27 protein-coding genes are annotated in these 26,108 nt (G+C 61.8%); 14 read left to right on the forward strand and 13 right to left on the reverse strand.

Annotated features, from left to right (window positions below; all coding sequences use genetic code 11):
* Positions 1-156: 156 nt before the first annotated feature.
* Positions 157-2,388, forward strand: a complete 2,232-nt coding sequence (locus tag ACQ4WO_RS10895) for an NADP-dependent isocitrate dehydrogenase (protein ID WP_331776403.1) — start codon at positions 157-159, stop codon at positions 2,386-2,388.
* Between the two features lie 93 nt (positions 2,389-2,481).
* Here the strand turns inward: ACQ4WO_RS10895 and ACQ4WO_RS10900 are convergent, their stop codons facing one another.
* From ACQ4WO_RS10900 to ACQ4WO_RS10925, 6 genes are all read right to left on the reverse strand, one after another.
* The gene (locus tag ACQ4WO_RS10900; protein WP_436481420.1) at positions 2,482-2,925 is read right to left on the reverse strand and encodes a DUF411 domain-containing protein; all 444 of its coding nucleotides are present in this window, start codon (positions 2,923-2,925) and stop codon (positions 2,482-2,484) included.
* Positions 2,926-2,993: 68 nt separating this feature from the next.
* The gene (locus tag ACQ4WO_RS10905) at positions 2,994-3,380 is read right to left on the reverse strand and encodes a hypothetical protein (protein WP_436481422.1); all 387 of its coding nucleotides are present in this window, start codon (positions 3,378-3,380) and stop codon (positions 2,994-2,996) included.
* A gap of 47 nt (positions 3,381-3,427) precedes the next feature.
* On the reverse strand, positions 3,428-4,768 hold the full coding sequence (locus tag ACQ4WO_RS10910; protein ID WP_436481423.1) for a sensor domain-containing protein: 1,341 nt from the start codon (positions 4,766-4,768) through the stop codon (positions 3,428-3,430).
* Positions 4,769-5,084: 316 nt separating this feature from the next.
* Positions 5,085-6,203, reverse strand: a complete 1,119-nt coding sequence (locus ACQ4WO_RS10915; RefSeq protein WP_436481424.1) for a sulfotransferase family protein — start codon at positions 6,201-6,203, stop codon at positions 5,085-5,087.
* Positions 6,204-6,237: 34 nt separating this feature from the next.
* Positions 6,238-6,867: an adenylyl-sulfate kinase gene (gene cysC / locus ACQ4WO_RS10920; RefSeq protein WP_436481426.1), complete on the reverse strand. Its 630-nt coding sequence runs from the start codon at positions 6,865-6,867 to the stop codon at positions 6,238-6,240.
* A 24-nt stretch (positions 6,868-6,891) separates the two neighbouring features.
* Positions 6,892-8,601 (reverse strand): methyl-accepting chemotaxis protein, encoded by a 1,710-nt coding sequence (locus tag ACQ4WO_RS10925; protein WP_436481427.1) that lies wholly within the window; start codon positions 8,599-8,601, stop codon positions 6,892-6,894.
* A gap of 410 nt (positions 8,602-9,011) precedes the next feature.
* On the opposite strand from ACQ4WO_RS10925, the gene ACQ4WO_RS10930 reads away from it, so the two are divergent.
* Positions 9,012-10,619 carry a hypothetical protein gene (locus ACQ4WO_RS10930; protein ID WP_436481429.1) on the forward strand — a complete coding sequence of 536 codons (1,608 nt, stop codon included), beginning with the start codon at positions 9,012-9,014 and terminating at the stop codon, positions 10,617-10,619.
* 79 nt (positions 10,620-10,698) lie between these two features.
* Here the strand turns inward: ACQ4WO_RS10930 and ACQ4WO_RS10935 are convergent, their stop codons facing one another.
* Together ACQ4WO_RS10935 and ACQ4WO_RS10940 are read right to left on the reverse strand one after the other, a co-directional pair.
* Positions 10,699-12,063 (reverse strand): amino acid permease, encoded by a 1,365-nt coding sequence (locus ACQ4WO_RS10935; protein WP_128143031.1) that lies wholly within the window; start codon positions 12,061-12,063, stop codon positions 10,699-10,701.
* Between the two features lie 139 nt (positions 12,064-12,202).
* A complete protein-coding gene (locus tag ACQ4WO_RS10940; protein ID WP_436481431.1) occupies positions 12,203-12,658 on the reverse strand; it encodes an acyl-CoA thioesterase in 456 nt (151 codons plus the stop codon).
* 135 nt (positions 12,659-12,793) lie between these two features.
* Between ACQ4WO_RS10940 and ACQ4WO_RS10945 the strand changes: the two genes are divergently transcribed.
* Genes ACQ4WO_RS10945 through ACQ4WO_RS10955 form a run of 3 tightly spaced genes read left to right on the forward strand, consistent with a single transcriptional unit; the run spans position 12,794 to position 14,966 of the window.
* Positions 12,794-13,528 (forward strand): GntR family transcriptional regulator, encoded by a 735-nt coding sequence (locus ACQ4WO_RS10945; RefSeq protein ID WP_436481432.1) that lies wholly within the window; start codon positions 12,794-12,796, stop codon positions 13,526-13,528.
* Positions 13,503-14,258 (forward strand): SDR family NAD(P)-dependent oxidoreductase, encoded by a 756-nt coding sequence (locus ACQ4WO_RS10950; protein ID WP_436481433.1) that lies wholly within the window; start codon positions 13,503-13,505, stop codon positions 14,256-14,258. The genes ACQ4WO_RS10945 and ACQ4WO_RS10950 overlap by 26 nt, the downstream gene beginning before the upstream one ends.
* 15 nt (positions 14,259-14,273) lie before the next feature.
* Positions 14,274-14,966: an aspartate/glutamate racemase family protein gene (locus tag ACQ4WO_RS10955; protein ID WP_436481434.1), complete on the forward strand. Its 693-nt coding sequence runs from the start codon at positions 14,274-14,276 to the stop codon at positions 14,964-14,966.
* On the opposite strand, the gene ACQ4WO_RS10960 is transcribed toward ACQ4WO_RS10955, so the two are convergent.
* Positions 14,963-15,433 (reverse strand): heme-degrading domain-containing protein, encoded by a 471-nt coding sequence (locus ACQ4WO_RS10960; RefSeq protein ID WP_436481435.1) that lies wholly within the window; start codon positions 15,431-15,433, stop codon positions 14,963-14,965. The two genes, ACQ4WO_RS10955 and ACQ4WO_RS10960, sit on opposite strands and share 4 nt — an antisense overlap.
* 94 nt (positions 15,434-15,527) lie before the next feature.
* Here ACQ4WO_RS10960 and alkB point away from each other — a divergent pair, with 94 nt between their 5' ends.
* The 7 genes from alkB to ACQ4WO_RS10995 all read left to right on the forward strand — a co-directional run bounded on the left by alkB (position 15,528) and on the right by ACQ4WO_RS10995 (position 22,767).
* Positions 15,528-16,190: a DNA oxidative demethylase AlkB gene (gene alkB / locus ACQ4WO_RS10965; RefSeq protein WP_436481436.1), complete on the forward strand. Its 663-nt coding sequence runs from the start codon at positions 15,528-15,530 to the stop codon at positions 16,188-16,190.
* A gap of 91 nt (positions 16,191-16,281) precedes the next feature.
* Entirely contained in the window at positions 16,282-17,145 is an 864-nt protein-coding gene (gene folE2, locus ACQ4WO_RS10970) for a GTP cyclohydrolase FolE2 (RefSeq protein ID WP_436481689.1), read from the forward strand.
* Positions 17,146-17,168: 23 nt separating this feature from the next.
* Positions 17,169-17,342, forward strand: coding sequence for a hypothetical protein (locus tag ACQ4WO_RS10975; protein ID WP_436481437.1), 174 nt, complete (start codon positions 17,169-17,171; stop codon positions 17,340-17,342).
* A 90-nt stretch (positions 17,343-17,432) separates the two neighbouring features.
* Positions 17,433-18,251 carry a class D beta-lactamase gene (blaOXA, locus tag ACQ4WO_RS10980; protein WP_436481438.1) on the forward strand — a complete coding sequence of 273 codons (819 nt, stop codon included), beginning with the start codon at positions 17,433-17,435 and terminating at the stop codon, positions 18,249-18,251.
* Positions 18,248-18,643 carry a hypothetical protein gene (locus ACQ4WO_RS10985; protein ID WP_436481439.1) on the forward strand — a complete coding sequence of 132 codons (396 nt, stop codon included), beginning with the start codon at positions 18,248-18,250 and terminating at the stop codon, positions 18,641-18,643. Before blaOXA ends, ACQ4WO_RS10985 begins: the two co-directional genes overlap by 4 nt.
* A gap of 86 nt (positions 18,644-18,729) precedes the next feature.
* Complete coding sequence (locus tag ACQ4WO_RS10990) at positions 18,730-21,183, forward strand: penicillin-binding protein 1A (protein ID WP_436481440.1); 2,454 nt, start codon at positions 18,730-18,732, stop codon at positions 21,181-21,183.
* Positions 21,184-21,225: 42 nt separating this feature from the next.
* A complete protein-coding gene (locus ACQ4WO_RS10995) occupies positions 21,226-22,767 on the forward strand; it encodes a cryptochrome/photolyase family protein (protein WP_436481441.1) in 1,542 nt (513 codons plus the stop codon).
* Positions 22,768-22,893: 126 nt separating this feature from the next.
* On the opposite strand, the gene ACQ4WO_RS11000 is transcribed toward ACQ4WO_RS10995, so the two are convergent.
* Positions 22,894-23,064: a hypothetical protein gene (locus ACQ4WO_RS11000; protein WP_175444525.1), complete on the reverse strand. Its 171-nt coding sequence runs from the start codon at positions 23,062-23,064 to the stop codon at positions 22,894-22,896.
* A 442-nt stretch (positions 23,065-23,506) separates the two neighbouring features.
* Here ACQ4WO_RS11000 and ACQ4WO_RS11005 point away from each other — a divergent pair, with 442 nt between their 5' ends.
* Both ACQ4WO_RS11005 and ACQ4WO_RS11010 read left to right on the forward strand, forming a co-directional pair.
* On the forward strand, positions 23,507-24,076 hold the full coding sequence (locus ACQ4WO_RS11005) for a sigma-70 family RNA polymerase sigma factor (protein ID WP_436481442.1): 570 nt from the start codon (positions 23,507-23,509) through the stop codon (positions 24,074-24,076).
* 73 nt (positions 24,077-24,149) lie between these two features.
* Positions 24,150-24,395 (forward strand): hypothetical protein, encoded by a 246-nt coding sequence (locus ACQ4WO_RS11010; protein ID WP_436481443.1) that lies wholly within the window; start codon positions 24,150-24,152, stop codon positions 24,393-24,395.
* A 72-nt stretch (positions 24,396-24,467) separates the two neighbouring features.
* On the opposite strand, the gene ACQ4WO_RS11015 is transcribed toward ACQ4WO_RS11010, so the two are convergent.
* The 3 genes from ACQ4WO_RS11015 to ACQ4WO_RS11025 form a co-directional block, all read right to left on the reverse strand.
* Positions 24,468-25,040 (reverse strand): hypothetical protein, encoded by a 573-nt coding sequence (locus ACQ4WO_RS11015; RefSeq protein ID WP_436481444.1) that lies wholly within the window; start codon positions 25,038-25,040, stop codon positions 24,468-24,470.
* A gap of 78 nt (positions 25,041-25,118) precedes the next feature.
* The gene (locus ACQ4WO_RS11020) at positions 25,119-25,406 is read right to left on the reverse strand and encodes a putative quinol monooxygenase (RefSeq protein WP_436481445.1); all 288 of its coding nucleotides are present in this window, start codon (positions 25,404-25,406) and stop codon (positions 25,119-25,121) included.
* A gap of 106 nt (positions 25,407-25,512) precedes the next feature.
* Complete coding sequence (locus ACQ4WO_RS11025; RefSeq protein WP_436481446.1) at positions 25,513-26,085, reverse strand: FMN-dependent NADH-azoreductase; 573 nt, start codon at positions 26,083-26,085, stop codon at positions 25,513-25,515.
* Between the last annotated feature and the right edge of the window lie 23 nt (positions 26,086-26,108).

The raw sequence follows: 26,108 nt of genomic DNA on the forward strand, positions 1-26,108 counted from the left end.
TCGGATACACAAACAGCGGCAGGACAGTCTAAAATACGTGGTGGGCAAGCACGGCGTCACCGCCGGCACACTAGCCGTCCAAAGCAAGGCTAACCGTCCTGTGTTTGGAATGAAGAAAGTTAACCACCAGGCATCACCGCATACAAGGGAATGAACATGGCAACACAAAAATCCAAAATCATCTACACGCTGACTGACGAGGCGCCGCTGCTCGCGACGTATTCCCTGCTGCCAATCATCAAAAAATTCACCGCGCCGGCCGGCGTGGACGTGGTGTCCAGCGATATTTCGGTGGCGGCACGTGTACTGGCCGAATTTCCAGAATTCCTGACGGACGCGCAAAAAGTCCCGAATACCCTGGCTGAACTGGGCAAATTGACCCAGAATCCGGACACCAACATCATCAAGCTGCCGAACATCAGCGCGTCCCAAGGTCAGCTGATCGCTTGCGTGCGCGAATTGCAAGGCCGTGGCTACAAGCTGCCTGACTACCCGGAAGACGCGAAGACGGACGAAGAAAAAGCCTTGAAGGCCCGCTACGGCAAGTGCATCGGCAGCTCGGTCAACCCGGTCCTGCGTGAAGGCAATTCCGACCGCCGCGCACCGAAGGCCGTCAAAGAGTACGCGCGCAAGCACCCGCACTCGATGGGCGAGTGGAGCCAATCGTCGCAAACGCACGTGTCGCACATGCACCATGGCGACTTCTACCATGGCGAAAAATCGCTGACCCTGGAAAAGGCGCGCGACGTCAAGATGGAACTGGTCACGGCCTCGGGCAAGACCATCGTGCTGAAACCGAAGGTTTCCCTGCAAGCGGGCGAAATCATCGACAGCATGTTCATGAGCAAGAAAGCGCTGCTGGAGTTCTACGAGAAGGAAATCGACGATGCGTTCAAGACGGGCGTGATGTTCTCGCTGCACGTCAAGGCCACCATGATGAAGGTGTCGCACCCGATCGTCTTCGGCCACTGCGTGCGCATTTTCTACAAGGACGCGTTCGCCAAGCACGCCGAGCTGTTCGACAAGCTGGGCGTGAATGTCAACAATGGCATGAGCAACCTGTACGACAAGATCGACACCCTGCCAGCGTCGCAAAAGGATGAAATCCTCAAGGACCTGCACGCCTGCCACGCCCACCGTCCGGAACTGGCCATGGTCGATTCGGCCAAGGGCATCACCAACTTCCATTCGCCGAACGACATCATCGTCGACGCGTCGATGCCGGCCATGATCCGTATCGGCGGCAAGATGTGGGGCGCCGATGGCCGTCCGAAAGACGTCAAGGCAGTCATGCCGGAATCGACTTTCGCACGCATCTACCAGGAAATGATTGGCTTCTGCAAATGGCATGGCAACTTCGATCCGAAGACCATGGGCACCGTGCCGAACGTGGGCCTGATGGCGCAGCAAGCGGAAGAATACGGTTCGCACGACAAGACGTTTGAAGTGCCTGAAGGCGGCATCGCCAACATCACCGACCTGGAAACGGGCGAAGTGCTGCTGACGCAAACGGTGGAAGAGGGCGATATCTGGCGCATGTGCCAGGTCAAGGACGCGCCGATCCGCGACTGGGTCAAGCTGGCCGTCACGCGCGCGCGCAACTCGGGCATGCCTGCCGTGTTCTGGCTCGATTCCTACCGTCCGCACGAAAACGAAGTCATCAAGAAGGTACAGGTTTACCTGAAGGATCACGACACCAAGGGCCTGGACATCCAGATCATGTCGCAAACGCGCGCCATGCGTTACACCTTGGAACGCGCCTTCCGTGGTCTGGACACCATCTCGGTGACCGGCAACATTCTGCGCGACTACCTGACCGATCTGTTCCCGATCCTGGAACTGGGCACGTCCGCCAAGATGCTGTCGATCGTGCCTTTGATGGCCGGTGGCGGCATGTACGAAACGGGCGCCGGCGGTTCGGCTCCTAAGCACGTCAAGCAGCTGGTGGAAGAAAACCATCTGCGCTGGGATTCGCTGGGCGAGTTCCTGGCCCTGGCCGTGTCGCTGGAAGACATGGGCATCAAGACGGGCAATGCGAAGGCCAAAATCCTCGCGAAAACCCTCGATGAAGCCACGGGCAAGCTGCTGGACAACAACAAGTCGCCATCGCCACGTACCGGCGAGCTGGACAACCGCGGCAGCCATTTCTACCTGGCCATGTACTGGGCGCAAGCCCTGGCAGCGCAGAAGGACGATGCGGAACTGGCAGCGCATTTTGCGCCAGTGGCCAAAGCCCTGGCCGACAACGAAGAAAAGATCGTTGCCGAGTTGAAGGCAGTACAAGGCAAGGAAACGGATATCGGCGGCTACTACCTGCCAGATCCAGCGAAGACGGAAGCGGTCATGCGTCCTAGCGCCAGCCTGAATGCGGTATTGGACAGCATCTGATGCAGCTCTGACAGGCGGTAGGTTCTTTACTGCTGCCTGATAAAAACGCCGCCGGAAGCGATTCCGGCGGCGTTTTTCATTTCTCCTCAGTGTCTATTTGTAGTGCTTGTAGACCTCGGTGCTGCCATTGCTTTTGACCAGCAAGACGTCATACGCATCCTTGCGCGGTCCTTCCATGCCTGGCGAGCCCATCGGCATTGCCGGCACGGTCAGGCCTTTCGCCTTGGGTTTCTCGCGCAGCAGCTGCTTGATCTCGCTGGCCGGCACATGGCCTTCGATGGCGTAGCCGTTGACGAGGCCCGTATGGCAGGAGCCGAGCGCGTCGGGAATGCCTGCCAGCTTGCGGTATTGCGCCGGCATCTCGACATTTTTCGCGCGCACCGTAAAGCCGTTCGTTTCCAGGTGCTTGATCCATTCGGAACAGCAGCCGCACGAGGCGCTCTTGTAGACTTCAATGACGGGCAGGGCCGCCATGGCGAACGTGGGCAGGCCCAGCATGGCGACGAAAGCGCCGCGCACTAATAAATGTTTGATCATGTGTTGCTTTCAGACGAAGTAGGTCTATCGTGGCCACCTGAGTGGCCTGCTTGGGACGAGCTTGGAATTTAAGCGGAAAGCGGTCGCGGCGGCCGGCGCAAGCCGTCGGGAATGAATCCTGTCAGCAGGGTGGCATTGGCTACGGCGGCGTGTTGCGCGCCGTTGAGCACGGCGGCAGGCAGGGGGAAACAGGGCGGCATCAGCGCGCCCAGGCAAAAGCTGGAACAGGCGCCGCACGCGGGGTGCTTGGCAGGGGACTTGCTGTCTTCTGGCGTGCTGGCGCTGTCCGGGACGGTGGATGATTGCGCATCGTGATGCTGGCAGGCGGCCGTCATGGCGGCGGCAGACGAGGCAGCGAGCGGCGCGCACAGCCGCGTGGCGCCCGCAGCGGCCGCTTGCAGCGGCACCGCCGTGATCAACAGCAGGATCAGCCATGTTTTGAAGAGTCTGAGCATCGCGGGAAAGTATAGCATGGGGGCACTGTCGCCAGGAGCGGCATCCGCTAGCGCGAGGCGGCGGCCAGCACCTTCGACGCGTACATGGCCCGGTCCGCATGGCGCAGCAGCAGTGGCATGGTATCGCCGTCTTCCGGATAGTGGGCCACGCCGATGCTGACGGCGATCTGCAATTGCTGTCCGTTGCCCAGCTGCAGCGGCGCGGCCAGGGTCGCGTGGATCTTTTGCTCGATCAGCTTGACGTCGATCGGCGTGACGTTGCTTTCCAGAAGCACGACGAATTCATCGCCACCCATCCTGGCCAGGGTATCGGTTTCGCGCATGCAGTCGCGCAGGCGGTTCGCCACCGTTTGCAGCAGCAGGTCGCCACAGGCATGGCCGTGGTCGTCGTTGACGCGCTTGAAATTGTTCAAGTCCAGGAACATCAGCGACAAACGGCCTTCCTGGCGGTGCGCGCGGGCGAATGCCGTGTGCAGGCGGTCGTGGAACAGGCGGCGGTTCGGCAGGCGGGTCAGCTCATCGTGCATGGCCATGAATTGCATTTGCGTCTGCAATTGCCGGCGCTCGATGGCAGTGGCAAGCTGCTTGGCGACAAATTGCAGCAAATCCTGGTCTTGCTCCGTGCCGATGGCGGCGTCCTGGCCGCCTTGCAAGGCCAGTGCGCCGATGCTGCCCATGGAGCAATACAGCGGCACGGCAAGCCAGTACGAGGACAGGGCGCCGGCTGCCGTTTGCAGCGCCGCCGGCAGGCCGGCCAGTTGTCCCGCCTGCAGCAGCAGGGGGCGGCCGCTGCGCAGCACTTCATCGCACAGCAGGCTGGCCAGCGAAGACGCCGGCTGCGGCGCGCTGTCGCCGGCATGGCAGGTTATCAAAGGCTGGGCGCCGTGTTCGTCATGCAGCAGCAAGGTCAGGCTGCGCGTGGGCAAGTGTTCGCCGATGATGTGCTGGATGCGGTGCAGCAAGGCGGGCAAGTCTTGCGTCGCCTGCATGGCTTCGGAGATGGCGTACAGCGCGGCCTGCTTTGCCTGCGTCTGTTTCAGCAGGGTGATGTCGCGCGCCACCGCCACGCGCAGCTGGTCGGCGGCGGACCAGCGGGCCGTCCACATGATGTGCGCCAGGCTGCCATCCTTGCGCAGGTAGCGGTTTTCAAAATGCGTCTGCGCATGGCCATCCATGATGGCGCGTGCGGCGGCCAGGGTGCGGGCGCGGTCGGCGGGAGCGACCAGGTCGAGCATCTGCTTGCCGACCATTTCCTGCTGCGTGTAGCCGAAGATGCGTTCGCAGGCGGCGCTGACGAAGACGAAGCGCCCGTCCACGTCCACCATGCACACGGCGTCGAGCAGCAAATCGGTGAAACTGGCGACCGGCGCGCTAATCAGATGTTTCATATGCCCACATTCTAGTGGACATTGCCGGTCGATATTGAAATTGTTGTTTTTAGAAAACAAAGAGCATTGATCATGGCTTGCCGGGCCGGCAGCGGCGGCATGCTGATGCTTGTCGATGCGGGGGAGGTATCCGGTCAAAAAGTCGCCTTCAGACGCAGGAGCGCAGCCTGGGGCAGGCGATGGCCAGGCGCTTACAACACCTAACAAAACCGTAGCGAGCGGAAGGAAGTTGCGGTTGAGAAGCGCAACTGTACGAAGGTACAGCGAGCATCGCAGACCGCAAATTACGACGCGCAGCAGGTTTTGATAGGTGTTCTTAGTCGCTGACGACAAACGCGCCCTGGTCGAGTTGATCCAGCGTGACGATGGTGCTGCTGCCCAGCGCGCCGCTGGCCTGGCTGAGCCGTGCATGCAGCTGGGCCAGATAGTCGGCGCGGCAGCGGCGCAGCACGTAATCGCGGAAGTTATCCTGTTCCAGGGCATGCCAGGCGCGTTCGCGTCCTTGCGCCGAGCGCATGCCGGCCAGCTCGATCAGCGCCGGCGTGATGTTGACGTCGCCGCGGCTCAGGCGCGCGTAGCCGTAGCGGTCCATATACGGGCCGGTGAGCGTTTCGATGAGGTTGATGTCATCGTCCGACAGTTGCCGCCTGAATTTGTCGATGTTGGTCGCGATCGGCGCATAACAGTTGGCCGACCAGAGCGATGACAGCTGCGCGATTTGCCGCGCCTCCGCCGACGCGGCCACGTCCAGCATTTGCGGCAGGAAAGCGATGCCGAGAAAGTCACATACCGTTTCCAGCGTCTCTTGTTGCCGCGACAGGAAATCTTCATAGCGTATCGTCAGCACGCGCCGGGGATAGCGTTGCACGACATGGTCGACTGCCGCATGGGCGGCCAGCCAGGTCCTGGCATTGAGCAGCGTGTCGAAATCGTGGATGATGGCGCGGTTCATCGACGCCACTTGCGCGCGCGGATCGCGCACCACGTTCAGGAACAGCATGTCCGGATATAGCCGCACGATGTCGTCGGCGTAGTGCACGCTGTCGAGCGACTTGTCCATCACCACCTGCGCCTGGCGGCGTTCGCCCGCGCGCAGCAGCAGCTCCCATGCCACGCGGTGGATGCTGCGCGGCTGGCCGCGCAGCGTCTCGAACACTTCCACCGGATCGAAGACGATCCCCGGCCACTTGACCATGCTGGCCGCCGCCAGGCCCACCACATCGACCACCAGGCGAAAGTAGGCGCGGTCGTCGCGCAAGTCGCCGTACAGGGGCAGCAGCGGCATCATATCGACCAGGTGCAGTGGATACGGTGAATAAAATTGCGGCGACAGGTTCAGGCGCAGGCGCAGGGCATGGCTGCCGCAGCGGCGCAAGGGGATCATCATGACGGGGCGCGGGCGCGCGCCGTGGCCGGGATGGTGGTTGCTGCTCATCTCATCATTCCTCAAAAAAGGTGGCCGCGCGGTATCAGATGAAGCGCGGGCACAGTTGCTGGAACAGCCGCTCGCAGGCTTGTTCCAGCGACAGCACGCCCGTGTCCAGCATAAGCGCCGGCGCCAGCGGTGCCTCGTAGGGCGCGGAGACGCCCGTAAAAGCAGGGATCAGTCCGGCTCGCGCTTTTTTGTACAGTCCCTTGGGGTCGCGTTCCTCGCATAGCGCGCTCGGCGTACTGATGTAGGCTTCGATAAAATTGTCGCTGCCGATGATCTGGCGCGCCATCTCGCGGTCGCTGCGCAGCGGCGAGATGAAGGCGCAGATGACCATCATGCTGGCATCGTTCATCAGCCTGGCCACGACGGCGCTGCGGCGGATGTTTTCCTGGCGATCGCGGGGAGAGAAGCCCAGGTCTCCATTCAGGTGGTGCCGCATATTGTCGCCGTCGAGCACGCAGCTCAGGTGGCCCTTTGCCAGCAGCCGCCTTTCCAGCGCGTACGCCAGCGTCGACTTGCCTGCGCCGCTCAGGCCGGTCAGCCACAGCGTCGCGCCTTGCTGGCCGGCCAGCAGGCCCCGTTGTTCCTTGCCGATATGGCTTGCATGGGGGAAGATGTGCTTCGCCACCACGTCGCCCGCAGCGGCGATCTGTTCCAGTTTACCCACGTGTGCCACTCCCCCGTTGCCGGCTCAAAACTGTTCCCATTCGATTTCGCTGGGCTTGGCGATGGCCGGACGGGCCGGCTTTGCCGTGGCGGGCGTGCGCCGCACCGCCAGCGGCGGTGGCGGACGGCTGACCACGCGCAGCCCCGCATCGCGGCCGCCAGCGATGTTGCCCACGCGGAAGACGCTGACCACATCGTTCAGGCTGTTGACCTGTTCCTGCATCGCTTGCGCCGCGGCGGCGGCTTCTTCGACCAGTGCCGCATTTTGCTGCGTCACATTGTCCATTTGCGTCACGGCCATATTGATTTGCTCGATGCCAGCTGATTGTTCCTGGCTGGCGGACATCATTTCAGACATGATGCCGGTGACGCGCTTGACGCTGGCGACCACCTCGTGCATGGTCGATCCTGCCTGTTCGACCAGCCGGTTGCCGGCCTGGACCTTGTCGACCGAGTCGCCGATCAGGTCCTTGATTTCCTTGGCCGCGGCGGCCGAGCGCTGCGCCAGATTGCGCACCTCGGTGGCCACCACGGCAAAGCCGCGCCCCTGTTCCCCGGCACGGGCCGCCTCGACCGCCGCGTTCAGCGCCAGGATATTCGTCTGAAAGGCGATGCCGTCGATGACGGCGATGATGTCGACGATCTTGCGCGCCGAGACATCGATGGCCGCCATGGTGTCGACCACCTGCGCCACCACGGCGCCGCCCTTGGTGGCGACATCGGAGGCCGATTCGACCAGCCCGTTGGCCTGGCGCGCATGGTCGGTGTTGATGCGCACGGTGCTGGTTAGTTCTTCCATGGATGAAGCGGTTTGCTCCAGCGTACTGGCCTGCTGTTCCGTGCGCGAAGACAAGTCCAAGTTGCCCATGGCGATCTGGCTTGCCGCCGTGGCGATGGTCTCGGTGCTGGCGTGAACTTGCTGGACGATCTGCGCCAAGCTGTCGCGCATCGATTGCATGGCGTACAGCAGGCTGTGCGTATCGCCGGGGCGGGTATGGATGGGCACGGCCAAGTTGCCGCTGGCAATCTGCCCGGCGATCGCCGCCGCTTCGTCGGGCTCGCAACCGAGTTGGCGCGTCACGCTGCGCGTGATCAGCACGGCGGCCAGCAGGCTGGTGATCAGGGCCAGCGAGCCGATGCTCAGCATCACCAGGCGGGCATGGCTGTAGGCCGCCTCGGCGACGTTGGAAGCCTCGTTATTCTGCTTTTCCTCGACGGCGATCAAGGTGCGCAGCAATTCCCACCAGCGCTTTTGCACGGGGCGGAATTCATAGCGCAGCAGCTTGTAGGCATCGTCCTGCTTCTGGTCCAGCGCCAGCGCGGCGGCCCGCTGAATGAAGGGGGCCGCCAGTTCGCTTTGTATGCGGATTTGTTCGAGCAAGCTTTTTTCTTCGCTCGAGGTGCCTTCCCGCCTGGCGAACATGGCCCCCAGCTTTTGCTGGGCGGCGGTGTATTTCCTTTCCTGCTCCGCGATGCGCGCGACCTCGATCTGGACTTCCTTCTGATCTTTCAGCAAAATCAGATTGCGCAGCGCCAGCGCCCGCTCGGTGACCGTCAAATCCATGGTTTGTGCCAAGCTGGTTTCGACGTTGTTGACCTTGGTGGTCTCATCCATGCGACCCTGGATTTGCCGCATGCTGGTCAGCCCCAGCGTGATGACCAGCAACAGGAACATGGCGACCAGGCCGAAGCCCAGGCCGAGCCGCTTGGCTATGGTTAAGTTCATAAATTTCATACTGCCTCCTTAAGGCCATGCTTCCTGTTCCGAATAAGCAAATGCGGATTTATCACGAAGCACTCAGCGATCATAGAGATTGCTGGTAGGTGAAAAGTCACACATAGTCACTTTCATCATTTGAGCAACAGTATGAATTTACTTGCGACAACAGTTCTAATTGCACCCTCGCTGGCGCCGCCGCTGGGGCGGAGCGTGATTTGCATCAAGAATGAAAAATTTTCATGCCCCATTGTGCTCATGATTTCACATTTCACGTCGTTATAGCTGTGTCTGCCTGGCACCTGAAGCGGCGTGTATCCCACGTCTGGCTGAAAGTGGGCTAGCTTGACGGTTGATTGTTATCAAAAACTGAAAGTTATGAATATCTCACCCATACACCACTACTCGTTTAGCAAGGCATAACGACCATGACCTCCGTCTCCCCGATCCCGAGCTGGAATCCAAGCCCGTCCCGCGCGCCTGCCGCTACGGCAAGCAGGACGGACACGCCCTCATCGCCAGCGCCGACCCCTTCCGCCATCGTCGCCTTCGGCGGCCCGCCGGCCGTGTCATCTCTCGTGCCTTCGCCGATGGTGTGGGAAAGCGCGACGCGCGACAAGGTCAGCGAGGCGATGACGAAGAGTTTTTCGTCGTACGCGTTTGGCGGCCGCTTCAGCGGCCTGGGCGCGGCCATGCTGGGACAGGCCAAGCTGGGAAACTACAATTTCTCGCAGGCGATGCGGCAGCCGCCGCCAAGCACCACGCCGAATATCTATGGAGCGTCCGGCATCGCGCCCGGCAGCTTGCATGGCAATGGCGAAGACAGGGTGTCCCTCAGCATCACGACCAGGAGCGGCGTGGAAGTCAAGCTGTCGCTCGACAGCCAGGGGGACGGGCTGGCCGTGAGCATGACGACCAGTGGCGACCTCAGCGACGCTGAGGCGAGCGCCCTGGGTGATCTGGCGAAGGGCTTCCAGGAAGCCATCGACGGCATGGGGCAAAGTACGCCGAAAATCAAGCTGGAAGGCTTGATGCAATTCGACCAGCAGCAGCTGGCGTCGGTGAAACTGCATGCGGAAGTCAAGGTGCGCGGCGAGCCGGAAAGTATTCAAACCCTGGATTTCCAGGCCGATGGCGCGCAGCGCAAGGTCAGCTTCAGCGGCGAGGCCGGCAGCCTGGAGCTGAAGGTCGATGCCAGTCAGCTCAATACCCTGGGCAGCAAGGAAAAGCAGGCGAAGGCGCTGGGCAGCTATATGAAGCAGTTCGACCAGGCGGCGTCGCGCGGCCATGGCGACGCGGGCCTGGTGGCCATGCTCAAGGATAGCTTTACAGCCTTGCACAGCAATACCGCCGCGCCGCAGGTGGCCACGGACACGCCCGAGACGGGCAAGTGGCGCCTGGCGGCCGAAGACAAATCCATCCTGACGGGGCTGGCCGATTTCAGCGCCTCCGTGTCGCAGACCGTGAAATTCAGTAATCCCATGCGCAGTTCGGAAAAGGATGGCTTCAATTATGACGTGTCGCAAAAGACGCAGCAGGCCGGCGGCAGCCAGGATGAGCGTTCGGTCAGGCAGCAGCAGCAATCGAAGCTGAGCGCCAGTTTCCATGAGACGCTCGTCCCCGGCGTGCCGCTGCGCTTGCTGGACAATACGGAATCGCAGAACTATACCTACCACCAGATCGAAGATACGGCCAGCAGCGACGCGCAGGTGGCCTACAAGGATGGCAAGATGGTCAAGGCGAGCTTGCGGCAGGAGGGCAACCAGTCCGAGCATGTCATGAAGTATTTCCTGGGCAAGCTGGAATCGGACAAGACCACGCCAGGTAACTATTCCGTGCTGCGCGACCTGCTGCCTGTGCTGGGTCCGTACAAGACGGGCGAGCTGGGCATGACTCCCGAGAAAAAGGCGGAGCAGCGCCAGCAGGCGATGCTGACCTTGAGCGACGACGTACTGCTGCAATCGTATGCGGGCCAGACCGTCAGCATGTGGCGAACCGATGTGCAATCGGACGAGGGCGGGGCCGCCGCCGCTTAGCAATAGCGCGCGCCGAATGCAAAAAGCCCATCTGCGAAGATGGGCTTTTTGCTTGCTGATTGCAGAATACAGCGCAAGCCTATGCCTTGGCCTTGTTTTGCTTGATCCAGTAGCCGATGCCCAGCGCGGCGAGCCACACGGGGATCAGGTAGACGGAGATGCGCAGGCCCGGCGTCAAATACATGATCACGAGGATGCCGGCCAGGAAGACCAGGCACAGGTAGTTGGTGAACGGGTAGCCCAGGCTCTGGAACAGGGTCGTCTTGCCCTCGGCCTTCTTCTGCGCGCGGAAACGCAAATGGATCCAGCTGATCATGGCCCAGTTGATGATCAGCGCCGACACCACGAGGCCCATCAGCACTTCGAACGCTTCGCCCGGCATGAAGTAATTGACCACCACGCAGGCGCCCGTGGCCAGCGCGGACACGCCCAGTGCCACCAGCGGCACGCCGCGGCGGTTCAGGTGCAGCAGCGCGCGCGGCGCATTGCCTTGCTTGGCCAGGCCGAACAGCATGCGCGTGTTGCAGTACACGCCGCTGTTATACACGGACAGGGCGGCCGTCAGCACCACCACATTCAGGGCCGTGGCCACGAGGTTGCTGTCTAGCGCATGGAAGATCAGGACAAACGGACTGCCGCCGGTGACGACGTTTTGCCATGGGTACAGCGACAGCAAAATGCCCAGCGCGCCGATGTAGAAAATCAGGATGCGGTAGATGGCCTGGTTGGTGGCGCGTGGAATCGTCGTGCTCGGGTCATCCGCCTCGGCCGCCGTGATGCCGACCAGTTCCAGGCCGCCGAACGAGAACATGATGACGGCCATGGCCATCACCAGGCCCTGCCAGCCATTCGGGAAGAAGCCGCCGTGCTGCCACAAGTTGGCTACCGACGCCTGCGGGCCCGCGTCGCCGGAAGCGAGCAGGTAAGCGCCGAAGACGATCATGCCGATGATGGCGACCACCTTGATGATGGCGAACCAGAACTCCATCTCGCCGAAGGCCTTCACATTGAGCAGGCTGATGGCGTTGATGGCGCAAAAGAAGATGAGGGCCGAAACCCAGGTGGGCACGCCCGGCCACCAGTACTGTACGTAGATGCCGACGGCCGTCAGTTCGGCCATGCTGACGAGCACATACAGCACCCAGTAATTCCAGCCCGACAAAAAGCCGGGCAGGTGGCCGCAGTATTTGTCGGCGAAATAGCTGAAAGAGCCGGCGACGGGTTCGTCGACCACCATCTCGCCCAGCTGGCGCATGATCATGAAGGCGATGACGCCGGCGATGCCATAGCCGAGCAGCACGGAAGGTCCGGCCATCTTGATGGTTTGCGCGATGCCCAGAAACAGGCCGGTGCCGATGGCGCCGCCCAGGGCGATGAGCTGGATGTGGCGGCTTTTCAGGCCGCGCTTGAGCTCTTGTGGTTCGGTATTCCCGACTGCCGTCATATGTTTTATCCTGTTTTTACGGGGCTGAGGTCGCTGATTCTAAAGCATGGACGGGCAAAGCAGGAGCGAAATGCATGTTGCACTGCGGGGGCGCAAGAAAAGCCCCGCATCTTCGCCGAACGGCGCGCAAAACGGTGGCCTAGTCGTCTGCGTGCAGCGCGCCGGCCGCGACGATGGCCGGTTCGTACACGGCCAAAAACTCGGGCGGCAGGCGGCGCGCGCGGCCGCTGCTCAATTCGATGCAGATCAAGTCCCAGCGTCCGCGCACGACGGTGGCGCCGTCGCTGTCGCGCACCAGCTGGAAGCGCCGTTCCATGCTGGAGCGGCCATCGCTGGCGCACAGCCAGGTGGCCAGGGTCAGCGCTTCGCCGGCCCGCGTCGGCAGCAGGTAATCGTATTCGCCGCGGCGTATCGCCATGGCCCGGTCCAGGCGCCGGTAATCGTCGAGGTCCAGCCCCAGGGTGGCCGAGTGGTGCCAGGCGATATGCTCGCACCAGCGCACGTAGACGGCGTTGTTCGTGTGCTGCAAGCCGTCGATGTCGCCCGGTTCCGGCGTGACGGGCAGGGCGTGGGCGTGCGGATAATCCCAGTTCAAGTGCGTTCCTTTCGAGTCGGTGGCGGCTGATTGTACGTGCTTGCGCTGCGTCCTGTCTGCGGCGCACGCATGGAAAAACACCGTTTTATCCGTTGATGTATGATGCATCATAATTTTTCGAATCAGAAAACCACTATGAATCATCCCCTGGACAGCCTGGTGCACGTCAATCTGGGCAAGTCCGTGTATGCGACGCTGCGCGATGCGCTGGCGGCCGGACGCTTCCAGCCGAACGACCGGCTGCGCATCCGCGAACTCGCGCTGCAGCTGGGCACGAGCGTGACGCCCGTGCGCGACGCCATGCTGCAACTGGTGCAGGAAGAGGCGCTGGTGCTGCGCTCGCCGCGCGACTTCCGCGTGCCCGTGCTGAGCGTGGCACGCTACCTGGAAATCCGCGCGCTGCGCCTGGAACTGGAAGGCTTGGGCGCGTTCGAGGCGGCGCAGCGCATCGACGACGCCACCCTGGCCGACCTCGAGCGCCTGCTGCAGGCGAACGAAGAGGCCATCGCGCGCCACGACTTGCCGGCGGCCCTGCAGTGCAACCAGGTGTTTCACCTGGGCCTGGCGCAAGCCGCCGGCATGCCGACATTGAAACGCTTCGTCGACCATTTGTGGATGCAGACGGCGCCGCTGATCGCCGCCGGCTACGCGAGCTTTTCGCCCGACATGCGGGTGGGCCACCACCACGCCATCATCAGCGCGCTGCGCCAGCGCGACGGCGCGGCCGCGCGGCGCGCGATCGAACAGGACATTCTCGACGGCGGGACACAGATGCTCGCGTATGTGATGCGGCAGGAGCGCATGCACGCCGGGGCAACACAGAAAGAAAAGGACGAGGAAGAACATGACGAACATGAAGCACACGACTGAACAGAAAACCGCCATTGTCACCGGCGCCAGCCGCGGTATCGGCCATGCGGTGGCCGAACGCTTCCGCAGCTTGGGCTGGAGGGTCATCACCGTCTCGCGCAGCCCGATTCCCGGCGGCTGCCCGCGCAGCCAGGAGCACAACACGCATGTATGCATGGATTTGTCGGACCTGAGCCAGATCGGGCAGATGGTCGACACCCTGCGCCCCATGCTGGGCGACTCCAAATTGCATGCGCTGGTAAACAATGCGGGCGTGTCGCCGAAAGGGCCGGGCGGCTCGCGCGTCAATTCGCTGACCACCGACATGCAGACGTGGCAGGAAATGTACAACACGAATTTCTTTGCGCCGCTGGCCCTGACGCGCGGCTTTGCGCAGGAATTGTCGAACGCGCATGGCTCCGTCGTTAACCTGTGCTCGATCGCCGGCTACCGCGTGCACCCGTTTGCCGGTTCCGCCTACGCCAGTTCGAAGGCGGCGCTGGCGTCGCTGACGCGCGAAATGGCCAACGACATGGCGCCGCTGAACGTGCGCGTGAACGCCATTGCGCCGGGCGAGATCGACACGGCCATTCTGTCGCCCGGTACTTCGCATATCGTCGACACGCAAATCCCGTTGCGCCGCCTGGGCACGACGGCCGAAGTGGCGGATTTGGTGGAGTTCCTGTGCAGCGAGCGCGCCTCGTACATTACGGGCGCGGAAATTCCCATCGACGGCGGCCAGCGCATTTAATCAAGGAGGACGAGCATGAGCAAACATATCGGCATCGTCGGCTGTTCGGCCGAAGGCGCGGCCCTGTGCTACCGCACGATCTGCGAAGAGGGCGCGCATGCGCTGGGCGCGTATGAACACCCGGAAGTATCGATGCACACGCCGCCGCTGGCGCGCTACGTGGATTGCCTGAACGGGGGCGACCTGGCCGGCGTGGCCGAGCTGATGCTGGCGTCGGCGCACAAGCTGCACGCGGCCGGCGCCGAGTTCCTGATCTGCCCCGACAATACCATCCACCAGGCGTTCGAACTGATGGCGCCCCGTTCGCCGCTGCCGTGGCTGCATATCGCCAACGTCGTCGCCGCTGAAGCGGCCGCGCGTGGCTTCCAGAAAGTGGGTTTGACGGGCACGCGCTGGCTGGTCGACAGCGCCGTGTATCCGGACAAGCTGGCCGCGCGCGGCATCACGTGCGTGCGGCCCGGCGAGGATGAGCGCAGCGAAATCAACCGCATCATCATGGAAGAACTGGTGCCGGGTGTGCTCAAGCCGGATAGCGTGGCGCGCTTCCAGGCCGTCATCGCCGGCTTGCGCGAGCAGGGCTGCGACGCCGTCATCCTCGGCTGCACGGAAATCCCGCTGATCATCAGCGACGCCAATTCGCCGCTGCCGACCCTCGATTCCACAAGGCTGCTGGCGCGCGCCGCCTTGCGCCGGGCGCTGGAAACCTAGCGTTCCAGCTGCGCCTGCAGCGCGGCCACCACGAGCGCGTGGTCGTCGGCCTGCGCCAGGCCGGAAACGGTCACCGTTCCCACCAGTCCCACGCCGTGTATCAGCAGGGGGAAAGCGCCGCCGTGGCCCGCGTACTCGATGTCGTCGAGGTATTTCACGTCTTCGAAGGTGCTGCCCCGGCTTTTATACGAAATGCCCATGTAGTAGGAGCTGCGGCAAAAGCGCTGAACCGTGTTGTTCTTGCGGCGGATCCAATCCGCCTGGTCGGCCGTGGCGCCCGTCATGGCGTGGTGGAACAGCACTTGGCCATTGCGCGTGATGTTGACGGTGACGGCCTTGCCCCGCTTGCGCACTTCTTCGACGATCCACAGGCCCACGGCCAGCGCGGCATCGTTGTCGAAGCGTTCGAATTGCAGGGATTCTTCCTGTTGCGCCAGGGTTTGCAGCAAATCGGCGTAATGATCCATCGTGAAAGAGGGCGGTAGTGGCTGGAAGCGCTACTGTAGCGCACCACGGGACAGCCGCGCGCGCTTTTTGTGTGGCGCGGCTAAAATAGGCAACATGAATCTGTCCCTGTTCGCCGATGAAGAGCAAGTCCCGGCCGGCCCCGCGCCGCTGGTGCCGGGCTCGTCCGCGTCCATCCTGCTGCGCGGTTTTGCGCTGCCTTACTTGGGCGAAGTGCTGCCGGCGCTGGACGCCATCGTGCTGGCCGCGCCCCTGCGCCACATGGCCACGCCGGGCGGCTTGCGCATGTCGGTCGCCATGAGCAATTGCGGCCCTCTTGGCTGGGTCACGGATGGACGCGGCTACCGCTATGCGCGCCTCGATCCGGCCAGCGGTTTGCCTTGGCCGCCGATGCCGCCCGTGTTTCTGCGCCTCGCGCAAGAGGCGGCGCTGGCCGCCGGCTATCCGGGCTTTGTTCCCGACGCCTGTCTGGTCAACCGCTATGCGCCCGGTGCGCGCATGGCCTTGCACCAGGACCGCGATGAATGCGATTTCAACGCGCCCATCGTTTCCGTCTCGCTGGGCTTGCCCGCCACCTTCCTGTTCGGCGGCGCCGAGCGGGCCGACAAGGCGGCGCGCATCGTCCTGCTGCATGGCGACGTGGTGGTGTGGGGCGGCGCCGACCGCCTGCGCTTCCACGGCGTGGCGCCGCTGAAGGAGGGCGAACACGCGGTACTGGGCGCGCAGCGCATCAATTTGACGTTTCGCAAGGCCAGCTGACCCGTCAATATGCCTCATTAATGCAAGTTGCTTGCAAATATGGCGGCGTTTCTCCATGATATGCAACTTGTTTGCATATGAATCCATCACCATGAAGCGCGAATCGATTTCCCCGCCCCTGCCCGACGTGGCGGCCGGCCCCCACCTGGGCAGCCCCTTGGCGCTCGAGTGGGTCGGCATGCAGGGCATCGCCCTGCCGCTGTGGCTGGAAGAGGGCGGGCAGGCGCAGCAAGTGCATGCCTGTGCCGACGTGCACGTCGATTTGCCCGATCCCACAGTCAAGGGGATCCACATGTCACGCCTGTATCTGCTGCGGCGCATGGTGGACAGCCACGCCGATTGCGGCAGCACGCAGGCGCGCCTGGCGCTGGCGTTTCCCGTGCTGCGGCGCCAGCCGGCGCTGCTGACGGCGGGGCTGTCGGGCTGGAAATCGTATCCCGTGCGGTTGCATGCCAGCTGCTCGCCGCAGGGCTTTGCCCTGTCCTTGACGGTGGAGATCGGCTACTCGTCGACCTGCCCATGCTCGGCGGCGCTGGCGCGCCAACTGCTTGCCGATGCGTTTGCGGCGCAGTTCGGCGCGGGCGGCATCGACGGCACAGCCGCGCGCACCTGGCTGCGGGAACACGCGAGCCTGGCCACGCCGCACAGCCAGCGCGGCACGGCGACGGTCACCGTGCCGTTGACGGAGCAGGCGGAACTGGACCTGTTTCCCCTGATCGACCTGGTGGAAGCGGCGTTGGCGACGCCGCTGCAGACGGCCGTGAAACGGGCGGACGAGCAGGCGTTCGCGCGCTTGAATGGTGCTAATCTGATGTATGTGGAAGACGCGGCCCGCCGCGTGCAGGCGGCATTGGCGCCACGGCAGGAGCAGGCGCGTGTTACCGTACGGCATATGGAAAGCCTGCATCCGCACGATGCCGTGGCGCAGGCGGGCAGCACGGCCTGCGTTTTTTAGTCGAGTACCCTGGGGAGGACAATATGCCGGAGAAAATCGAACGCGACGCCAGCGATGACAGCCTGGAACAGGAATTGGCGCGGGAGCGGCGCGAACATGCATTGATTGACGAGGAAAAGTTGGGTATGGATGAACTGGAGGAAGAGCACTTGAAGCGTGAACCCTTGCAGCCTGAACGCGAGCTGGCGAGCCGCTAGCTTCCGGCCGGGATGCATCAGTGCTGGCATCGCGCCGTACTGCCCAGTACAATTTCGCTTTGCCATTCTCTCCCCAATCCCCGGAGGCCCATGAAATATCGCGCATTCTTCCAGTTCATCCTCGGCCTGACAGGCGCCGTACTGGCCGCCACGCAAGCCCATTCCGCCACCATTTGCACCGCCATGGCGGACGCCAAAACGGGCGCCGTCCTGCTGCAGGAGGGTAATTGCCTCGACAGAGTCACGCCCGCATCCACGTTCAAGATCGCGCTTAGCCTGATGGGTTATGACGCCGGCTTCCTCAAGGACGAGCACAAACCCAGCTTGCCTTACCGCCAGGGTTATGTGGACTGGGGTGGCGACGCCTGGCGCCAGGATACGGATCCGTCGCGCTGGATGCAGTATTCCGTCGTCTGGTATTCGCAGCAGATCACGCAGGCGCTGGGCGCCGAGCGCTTTCAGAAATACGCGAAGGCTTTGCGCTATGGCAATGCGGACGTGTCGGGCGACAAGGGCAAGGACAACAGCCTGGAACGCTCGTGGATCAGCTCTTCCCTGAAAATCTCGCCGCTCGAGCAGCTGGGCTTCCTGCGCAAGCTGGTCAACGATCAATTGCCCGTGTCCAGACAGGCCATGGAGCAGACGCGGCGTCTGACGCGCCTGGCCGACGTGGATGGCTGGCAAGTCCATGGCAAGACGGGCGCGGCCTTCCCGCGCAAGACCGACGGCAGCTTCGACGAAGCGCATGGCTACGGCTGGTTCGTGGGCTGGGCCAGCAAGGGCGAGCGCAGCATCGTCTTTGCGCGCCTGGTGCAGGACGAGCAGAAAGGCCAGCCATCGGCGGGCCTGCGCACGCGTGAGGCCATGCTGAAAGAATTGCCGGCCCTGCTGGAACAGGCGCAGAAGTGACGGCCAGCATCGTCGCCGCCACCTTTATCGCCTCCGAAGGCGAGTACCTGGAAGCCATCATCGAAGTGGATGGCCAGCGCCTGCACGTGATGGACGAGTTCGGCGGCGGGAAGATGCCTGCCGGCGCGCAAGTCCAGCTCCAACTGTGGCCCATGCCTAGCGCGATGAACGACTGGGACGCCATCTTCCGCGCCAATCCCGGCCAGGAGCAGGGCTTGCGCCCGCTGGACGGTTGGCGCTACCTGGCGTTGGGCGTCGTGACCCAGGTCGATCCCGTCATCTGCGACTGCGGCCTGGTGCAACTGGAAAACCCGTTTACGACGCATGACGCGCGCTGTGTGGGCGCCTATGTCGGCGTCATCCTGGCGCGCCTGGATGCCTGCCTGGCGTAGCACCGGGCCGCTTTCCTTGGTGTACACCTGATCTGCCCTATATACTTGCTGAAACGGATTTTCCGGCATCAGACAAGGTTACAAGCATGGCATCAGGCATGGAGCAGTTTCAGGAAAAACCACGGCAGGCATGGATATGGGCGCGCGCGCAGGCATTGCGCGTGGCGGGAGCGGCGTGGGTGAGGGCGGTGGCCTTGTATCGGCGTGGCCACGCGCACTTGATGACGTTGCCGCCCGTGCGGCGCGCACTGGTGCTGGGCTTGTGGTCATTCCTGGCCGTGCTGGCGCTGCTGACCTTCTACATGCTGCTGCTGATCCCCCTGACGCCAAGCATCCACGACTTGCGCCAGGCGCGCGCGGCCGCACCGAGCACCATGGTCAGCGCCGACGGCAAGGAACTGGCCCGCTTCGACCAGGGCTTGCAGGAACGGGTCACGTTAAAACAGATTTCGCCGAACGTGATCAGCGCGCTGATCTCGACGGAAGACCACCGTTTCTACGACCACCACGGCGTCGATTTCACGCGCACGGCGGGCGCCATCTTGCATACTGCGGGAGGCAACCCCCAGGGAGGCTCCACCATCACGCAGCAGCTGGCGCGCAATATGTTCCCCGAGGAAATCGGCCGCTCGCGTAACCTGAACCGCAAGCTGAAGGAACTGATCACGGCCCTCAAGATCGAGGCCACCTACAGCAAGACGGAAATCCTGGAAGCCTACCTGAACACGGTGCCTTTCCTGTACAACACCTACGGCATCGAAATGGCGGCCCGCACCTACTTCGACAAGCCGGCGTCGCGCCTCGATATCCTGGAAAGCGCCACCCTGGTCGGCATGCTCAAGGGCACGAATTACTACAATCCCGTCGGCAATCCGGAACGCTCCCTGCAGCGCCGCAATGTGGTGCTGGGGCAGATGCGCAAGCACGACGTCATCGACGAAGCGCGCTACCGGCAATTGATAAAACGTCCGCTGCGCCTGCATTTCGAGCGCCAGAGCGAGCGGGCGCAGTCGGACAGCCATTTCACGGCCTATGTGCGCAAGTGGCTGATCGAGTGGGCCGACGAAAATGACTATAACCTGGAACTCGATGCCCTGGTGGTGCACACCACGCTCGATTACGATTTGCAGCAGGCGGCCGAGCGCGCGGTCGAACGCCAGGCGAATGCCTTGCAGGCGATTGCCGACGTGGAATGGAGCCGCGCCGGCGTGCCGTCGTCTACCTCGACCGGCATGTACGCTGGCATGCAGGGCGGCAGCGTGCCGTTCGATTATTTCTGGAAATCGCATCCGGTCCTGCTCGACGCTTTCGTGCGCGAGTCGGGCGACTACCGCAAGCTGACGGCCGCCGGCGGCACGCCCGAGGCAGCGCTGGCGCAATTGAAGGGCGACCGCGCCTTCATGACCGCACTGCGCAAGTCGAAGACGCGCCTGGAAGCGGGCTTTACGGCCATGGACCCGGCCACGGGCGCCGTGCGCGCCTGGGTGGGCAGCCGCGACTTTGCGCGCGAACAGTTCGACCACGTATCGCAGGCGGCACGCCAGCCCGGTTCCACCTTCAAACCCGTCGTGTATGGCGCGGCGCTGGAAAAGGGTCTCAGTCCTGAGCACGTCTACCGCGACGCCGTGATGGATATCAAGGCGGCCGACGGCACGAAATGGCGCCCGACGGATATGAGCGGCACGACGGGGCGCGACATGACCATGCGCGACGGCCTCGTGTATTCGAAAAACACGATCACGGCGCAAGTGATGCAGGACGTCGGCTTGCCGCCGATCATCAAACTGGCGCGCGCGCTGGGCATCCGCGACAGCAAACTGGAAAAAGTGCCGTCGCTGGCGCTGGGCACCAGTCCCGTCACCTTGCTGGAAATGGTCAACGCCTACGCCAGCATCGCCGCCCAGGGCGAGGCGCGCCTGCCGTTTGTCGTCACGCACATCACGGACCGCGAAGGCAAGGTCATCGCCCGTTTCGGCGAAGACAAGCCCAAGCGCGCCATGCAGGCCGAATCGGCCGCCACCCTGACGGACATGATGCGCGGCGTGATCGACCGCGGCACGGGCACGGCCATCCGCAGCCGCTTCGGCATCCGCTCCGACGTGGCCGGCAAGAGCGGCACCACGCAAAACAATGCGGACGGCTGGTTTATCCTGATGCATCCGGAACTGGTGGGCGGCGCCTGGGTCGGATTCAACGACGCGCGCGTCACCATGCGCAGCAACTACTGGGGCCAGGGCGGCCACAACGCCGTGCTGGTGGTGGGCGACTTCTTCAAGACGGCGCTCGACACGGGCAAGCTGTCGCGCGACGCCATCTTTCCCGGCGGCAAGCCACCACCGCCGCTGCGCCACGTGGAACCGGTCGAGGAACCAGAGGACGAACCGGTGGAAGAGCCGGGTGACTTGCTGCAGGAAGGTGTGCCGCCGGCGCCGCTGGCCATGCCGGCCGAAGGCGATGGCGGGCAGGAGTCGCATGGCAAGGCGGTACAGGAGCCTGCTCCCGTTCCCGTACCGCAGCCGGTGCCGACACCGCAAGGATAAGCGCCGTATCCATGGCGAATTCAACCATTGAAAAGAATAACCATGACTTCACCGAAGCCCACATTGCGCCTGATACTCGGTGACCAGCTCAATGCACAGCATCGCTGGTTCACCGAAGTCGATGACGCCACCATCTATGTCTTGATGGAAGTGCGGCAAGAAACGGATTATGTGCTGCATCATGCGCAGAAAATCCTGGCGATCTTCGCTGCCATGCGTGATCTGGCGCGCCAGCTGCGCCAGATCGGCCACACCGTGCATTACATCGCCATCGACGAGGTGGAAAGCACGCGGTCGATACCGGAGAATATCGAAGCGCTGATACGCCATTATGACGCCGGCGCCTTCGAATACCAGGCGCCCGACGAATGGCGCCTCGACCAGCAGTTGTACCAGGCCGGGCGACGCTCGAGCATTCCCTGGCTGATGGTCGACAGCGATCATTTCTATACGGCCCGCCACGAGGCAGCCGATATTTTCGCCGGACGCAAGCAATGGCTGATGGAGTTTTTCTACCGCCAGATGCGCAGCGCGCACCAGGTATTGATGGAAGACGCGAAAAAGCCTGTCGGCGGCCAGTGGAACTTTGACCACGATAACCGCAAGCCCTGGCGCGGCACGCCCGCAGAGCCGCAGGATACACGCACCGTACACGACCATTCTTCACTATGGCGTAGCATCGTCGACGCCGGAGTGAAGAGCTTTGGCGCGCCGCATGCCGACCGGCTGGCGTGGGCGCTGAACCGGGATGAGGCGCTGCAGCAGCTCGATGCCTTCATCGAGCGGGCCCTGCCGCACTTTGGCGATTTCCAGGATGCGATGAGCGTCAAGGCGTGGCGCCTGTTTCATTCCCTGCTGTCGTTCGCGCTGAACGTGAAAATGCTCAATCCGCGCGAAGTCGTCGCCAGGGCGCAAGCGGCTTATCACGCCGGCCATGCCCCCTTGGCTGCGGTCGAGGGTTTTATACGCCAGATACTGGGTTGGCGCGAATATGTGCGCGGCGTTTACTGGGCCCATATGCCCGGCTATGCCGAGAAGAATTTCTTTGGCCATACGCGCCCGCTGCCGGCATGGTTCTGGGATGGCAAGACGAAGATGCATTGCCTGTCGCAGGCCATTACCCAGTCACTGGAACAGGCGCATGCGCATCACATCCAGCGCCTGATGGTGATCGGCAATTTCTCGCTGCTGGCCGGCCTCGATCCGGCCAAGGTGCATGGCTGGTACCTGGGCATCTACATCGATGCCTTCGAGTGGGTGGAATTGCCCAACACCGTCGGCATGAGCCAGTTCGCCGATGGCGGGCTGCTGGCCACCAAGCCGTATGTCTCCAGCGCCGCGTATATCGACCGCATGGGCGATTATTGCAAAGGCTGCCATTACGATAAAAAGGCGCGCATCGGCGAGCGCGCCTGTCCCTTCAATGCCCTGTACTGGGATTTTTTCCATCGCAACGCGGACACACTGGAACGCAATCCCCGCATCGGCATGGCGTACCGCCAGCTGGAGAAAATGGACGAGGCGACAATTGCGGCTTTCCGGCAGCAGGCGGCCACGATGCTGGCCAGGATCGATTCCCTGTAACGCCAGGCAATATGGCCTGCGACGTGCTCGGAGGGTATTGCGCCCGACCCCGCTTTCAGCAGGGTGGCATGAAGAAACTGTAGCGGAGAAGGTTGGAAAAAGTGCCGCGTCGCGCCGGCAGCCTGGCTACCATTTGGGTTGACGTGACCAGCGCAGCACTGTGGCAAGCCTGATTCTCACCGTATACTCATCTCCCGTTTCATGCTCCAGCCACAGGATGCCGTCTTCGATGCTGACCCAGGCATCGACTATCCGCGTGTCGAACGGCATCGCCGTGTCTTTGATATCAATCTTCATTCGTCCGGACTCCACATCGAGCGACCGTAATACCCGCGTCGTTCGCTGCGTAAACTCGATGACGTATGAAGTGCTTGTTTTTTTTTGTCATCAGGAATGCTCACCCAAAATGCTTTGAATATTTTTTTCAATATTACTACATAAAAATTTACCCTTGCGCACGAAGGTAAACACGTCAATAAGCTATTTTTTCAAAAATTACTATATGGAAATATTTATTACTTCAATAAATTAAAATTTAGCGGAACACTGTTATTTTTGCGTGCATAAAAAACATTTCCTGGTCAATTATTTCTTGATGGAATATGTATTTATTTTTTTATAATATTAAATATCGTGTATTGCTTGTATTGATATAAATCAATGTTCCTTTTGGTGATAACTTGAGGATATATTCTTGCTGCTAGGATATGAGATCAACCTTGGCTACAGTGAGTGACGCATGTCCGATGGAAATAAAGATTTCTCAGTAGAAATTAATTATGTGAATACTGCATCGGCATTTCATGCGCTGTATGTCAGATATCGTATCCGCATAAGAAATTTGGTAAGTCAATCCATTCATCGCGAGGAAGATATTGATGACATGGTTCAGCTTATATTCCTCAATATTTTTCTATGGTTTAAAAGCGGATGTGGGTATTCGATGTTTTATCCGAAGTTATATTCAATGGCCATGCGCAGTATAAGGTCTGATTATTGTGGTGACGCGGAAGTTGAATTAAGTTCGGTTGATTTGATTAGTGGCGCAGATAATGTCGTTGATGCATTGGACTTGGTTGATGAAGATAGTCCGGAAGAGATATGCCGTGCAATGGAAACGGGAATGGAAATTATTCGATTAATCGCCAATTTTCCGCCTCCCTTGAAAAAGGCATTATTGTTGCGTGAGGATGAAGGTATGCGCTATGACGAGATTGCAGTAAGGATGGGATGCCCGATGGGAACAGTGCGAAGCCGTATCCACAGAGTAAGGGCAGAGATACGCAAGATACTGGAAAAGGATCAATGAATGCCGCCTGCCGCATTGCGGTAGTCCGCAGCGGGAGGATACGGTGCTTGTCCCATACTCGACATGAATTCATATGGTAAATAAAAATTACATCGGTGGCCTCGTGCAAGTGGAGCTTGATCATCCCAGGCGGATCGATGCATTGACAGCACAAAAAATAGATGTGGCGATTATTTTCCAGGAAATGCTTGGCACCGCTGTGGCGGCAAAATACTTGCACACAAATGGCGTGTCGCTCTCTGTCGCATTGCGCGTATTGGTATGCGAGCGCAGAAAAGATCCATCGCCGCCCAAAATGATCGGAATTGAAAAACGGTAGGCCCATTGTCGCCCCCCCCAGGCTCACTGCGTGCCAGACCGTATCGTGCCTCAAGCCCGACCGGGCGCGCCATCACGGCACCGTCACGTCCTGGCGCTGGAATTCGATGCGGTTTTCCTGGTAGTCCCACTTGGTGTAAGGGCCGAACACGCGCCGGTTTTCCTTGCTGTCGGCATTCGACAGCTCGCGTTTCATGCGCCGCACGAGGGCGGGGTCCGTGAGCGGCGCGGTGGTGGCGGCGAACACGTCGTGCCGCACGCTCTGTTTCGCGTCGGCGCCGCGCGAAATGATGGTGAGCTTGCGCGAGGCGGGATCGAAATACAGGCGCATGGCGAAGGTATTCATGTCCTGCAGATACAGGCCTTCGTCGCGCTGCTGGGCATAGAAATAATCGCCGCAGACGGCTTTCGGTTCGCGTTTCCACTCGCAGGACAGGGCGATCAGCAGATGCCGCTCATCGAGTTGCTTGACCAAAATGCGTCCCTTGGAATAGCCCCAGGTGCTGGCCGGCACGGTCGCCGACGAGGCAAGATTGTATTCGCCCACCAGCTTGGCCAGGGGAAGGGGAGCTTGCGCCGAGGCGCTGATGCAGAGTGTCAAGGCGGCGGCCGCAAGGGCGCCTTGTATTTTGGAAAATGGAGTCATGATGGCCATAAAGAAAAGTTGCCATATTATAGATGGCAACTTTCTAATACGGCCACGCGCTAGCGCGGCGCGCCGGCCTTACTTCAGCTTGCTCAATTCCGCGATGTCGATCTTGACGACCTTGTCGCCCACGGCGGCGACCAGCGTCTTGAAGTGCGGCGTCGCTTCATGCGCCGTGTGGCCTGCCTTGTCGGTCCATTCTTCCAGCATGATGAAGCGCGTGGGAATCTTGTTGTCGAGGTGCAGTTCGTAGCGCAGGCAGGTGCTTTCCGCACGGCTCGGTGCTACGACGGCTTCTAGGGCGGCGCGCACGGCGTCGATATGTTGGGCTTGGGCATCGATGGTGGCGACGATGATCAGGGTCATGGTGGTCCTTGTGGTTGGGGTTCCGCAGCTTAGCGCATCTGGCGCTTCCTTGCCGGCCGGCCACCATGGGCTGCGCCGCAACGGCGTGCGGCGCAGTTGGCACTCATTAGGCCGCCTGCAGCGCCCCGATCTGCTCAAACGCGGCGCTCAAGGCTTGCGCCCTGGCTTCTTCGCTCACTTTCACGCCTTCGGCGCGCACGATCTCGATCTGTATGACGCCGAGGAAGCCGAGGAAGCTGCGCAGATGGCTTTCCTGGTGTTCCAGGCTGGCCATCGGCGTGTCGGCGCCGTAGTAGCCGCCGCGCGTCGAGGCGATGATTACGCGCTTGCTGCCCAGCAAACCTTCGGGACCATTGGCGCCATACTGGAAAGTTTTGCCGGGCACGGCCAGCGCGTCGAGCCACGATTTGAGCTGGCTGGGGATGGCGAAGTTGTACATGGGCGCGCCGATGACGATGACGTCGGCGGCCAGCACCTGCTCCAGCGCGCCGGCCAGCGCCACGCCGTCGGCGTCGCTGGGGGCGGCCGTAAATTGCGGCAACGGTTGCGCGGCCAGGTCGCGGTACTGGACGGTGGCGCCCGGCGCGGCCGCTTGCAGGCGGGCCACGATGGCGGTGGACAATTGGCGGCTGATGGAATGCTCGCCGAGGACGCTGGAATCGATGTGCAGGATGTTCATATGGGGCCTTCTTGGGTGGTATG

The sequence above is a fragment of the Janthinobacterium aestuarii genome (genome assembly GCF_051380835.1).
Taxonomy (GTDB): Bacteria; Pseudomonadota; Gammaproteobacteria; order Burkholderiales; family Burkholderiaceae_D; genus Janthinobacterium; species Janthinobacterium aestuarii.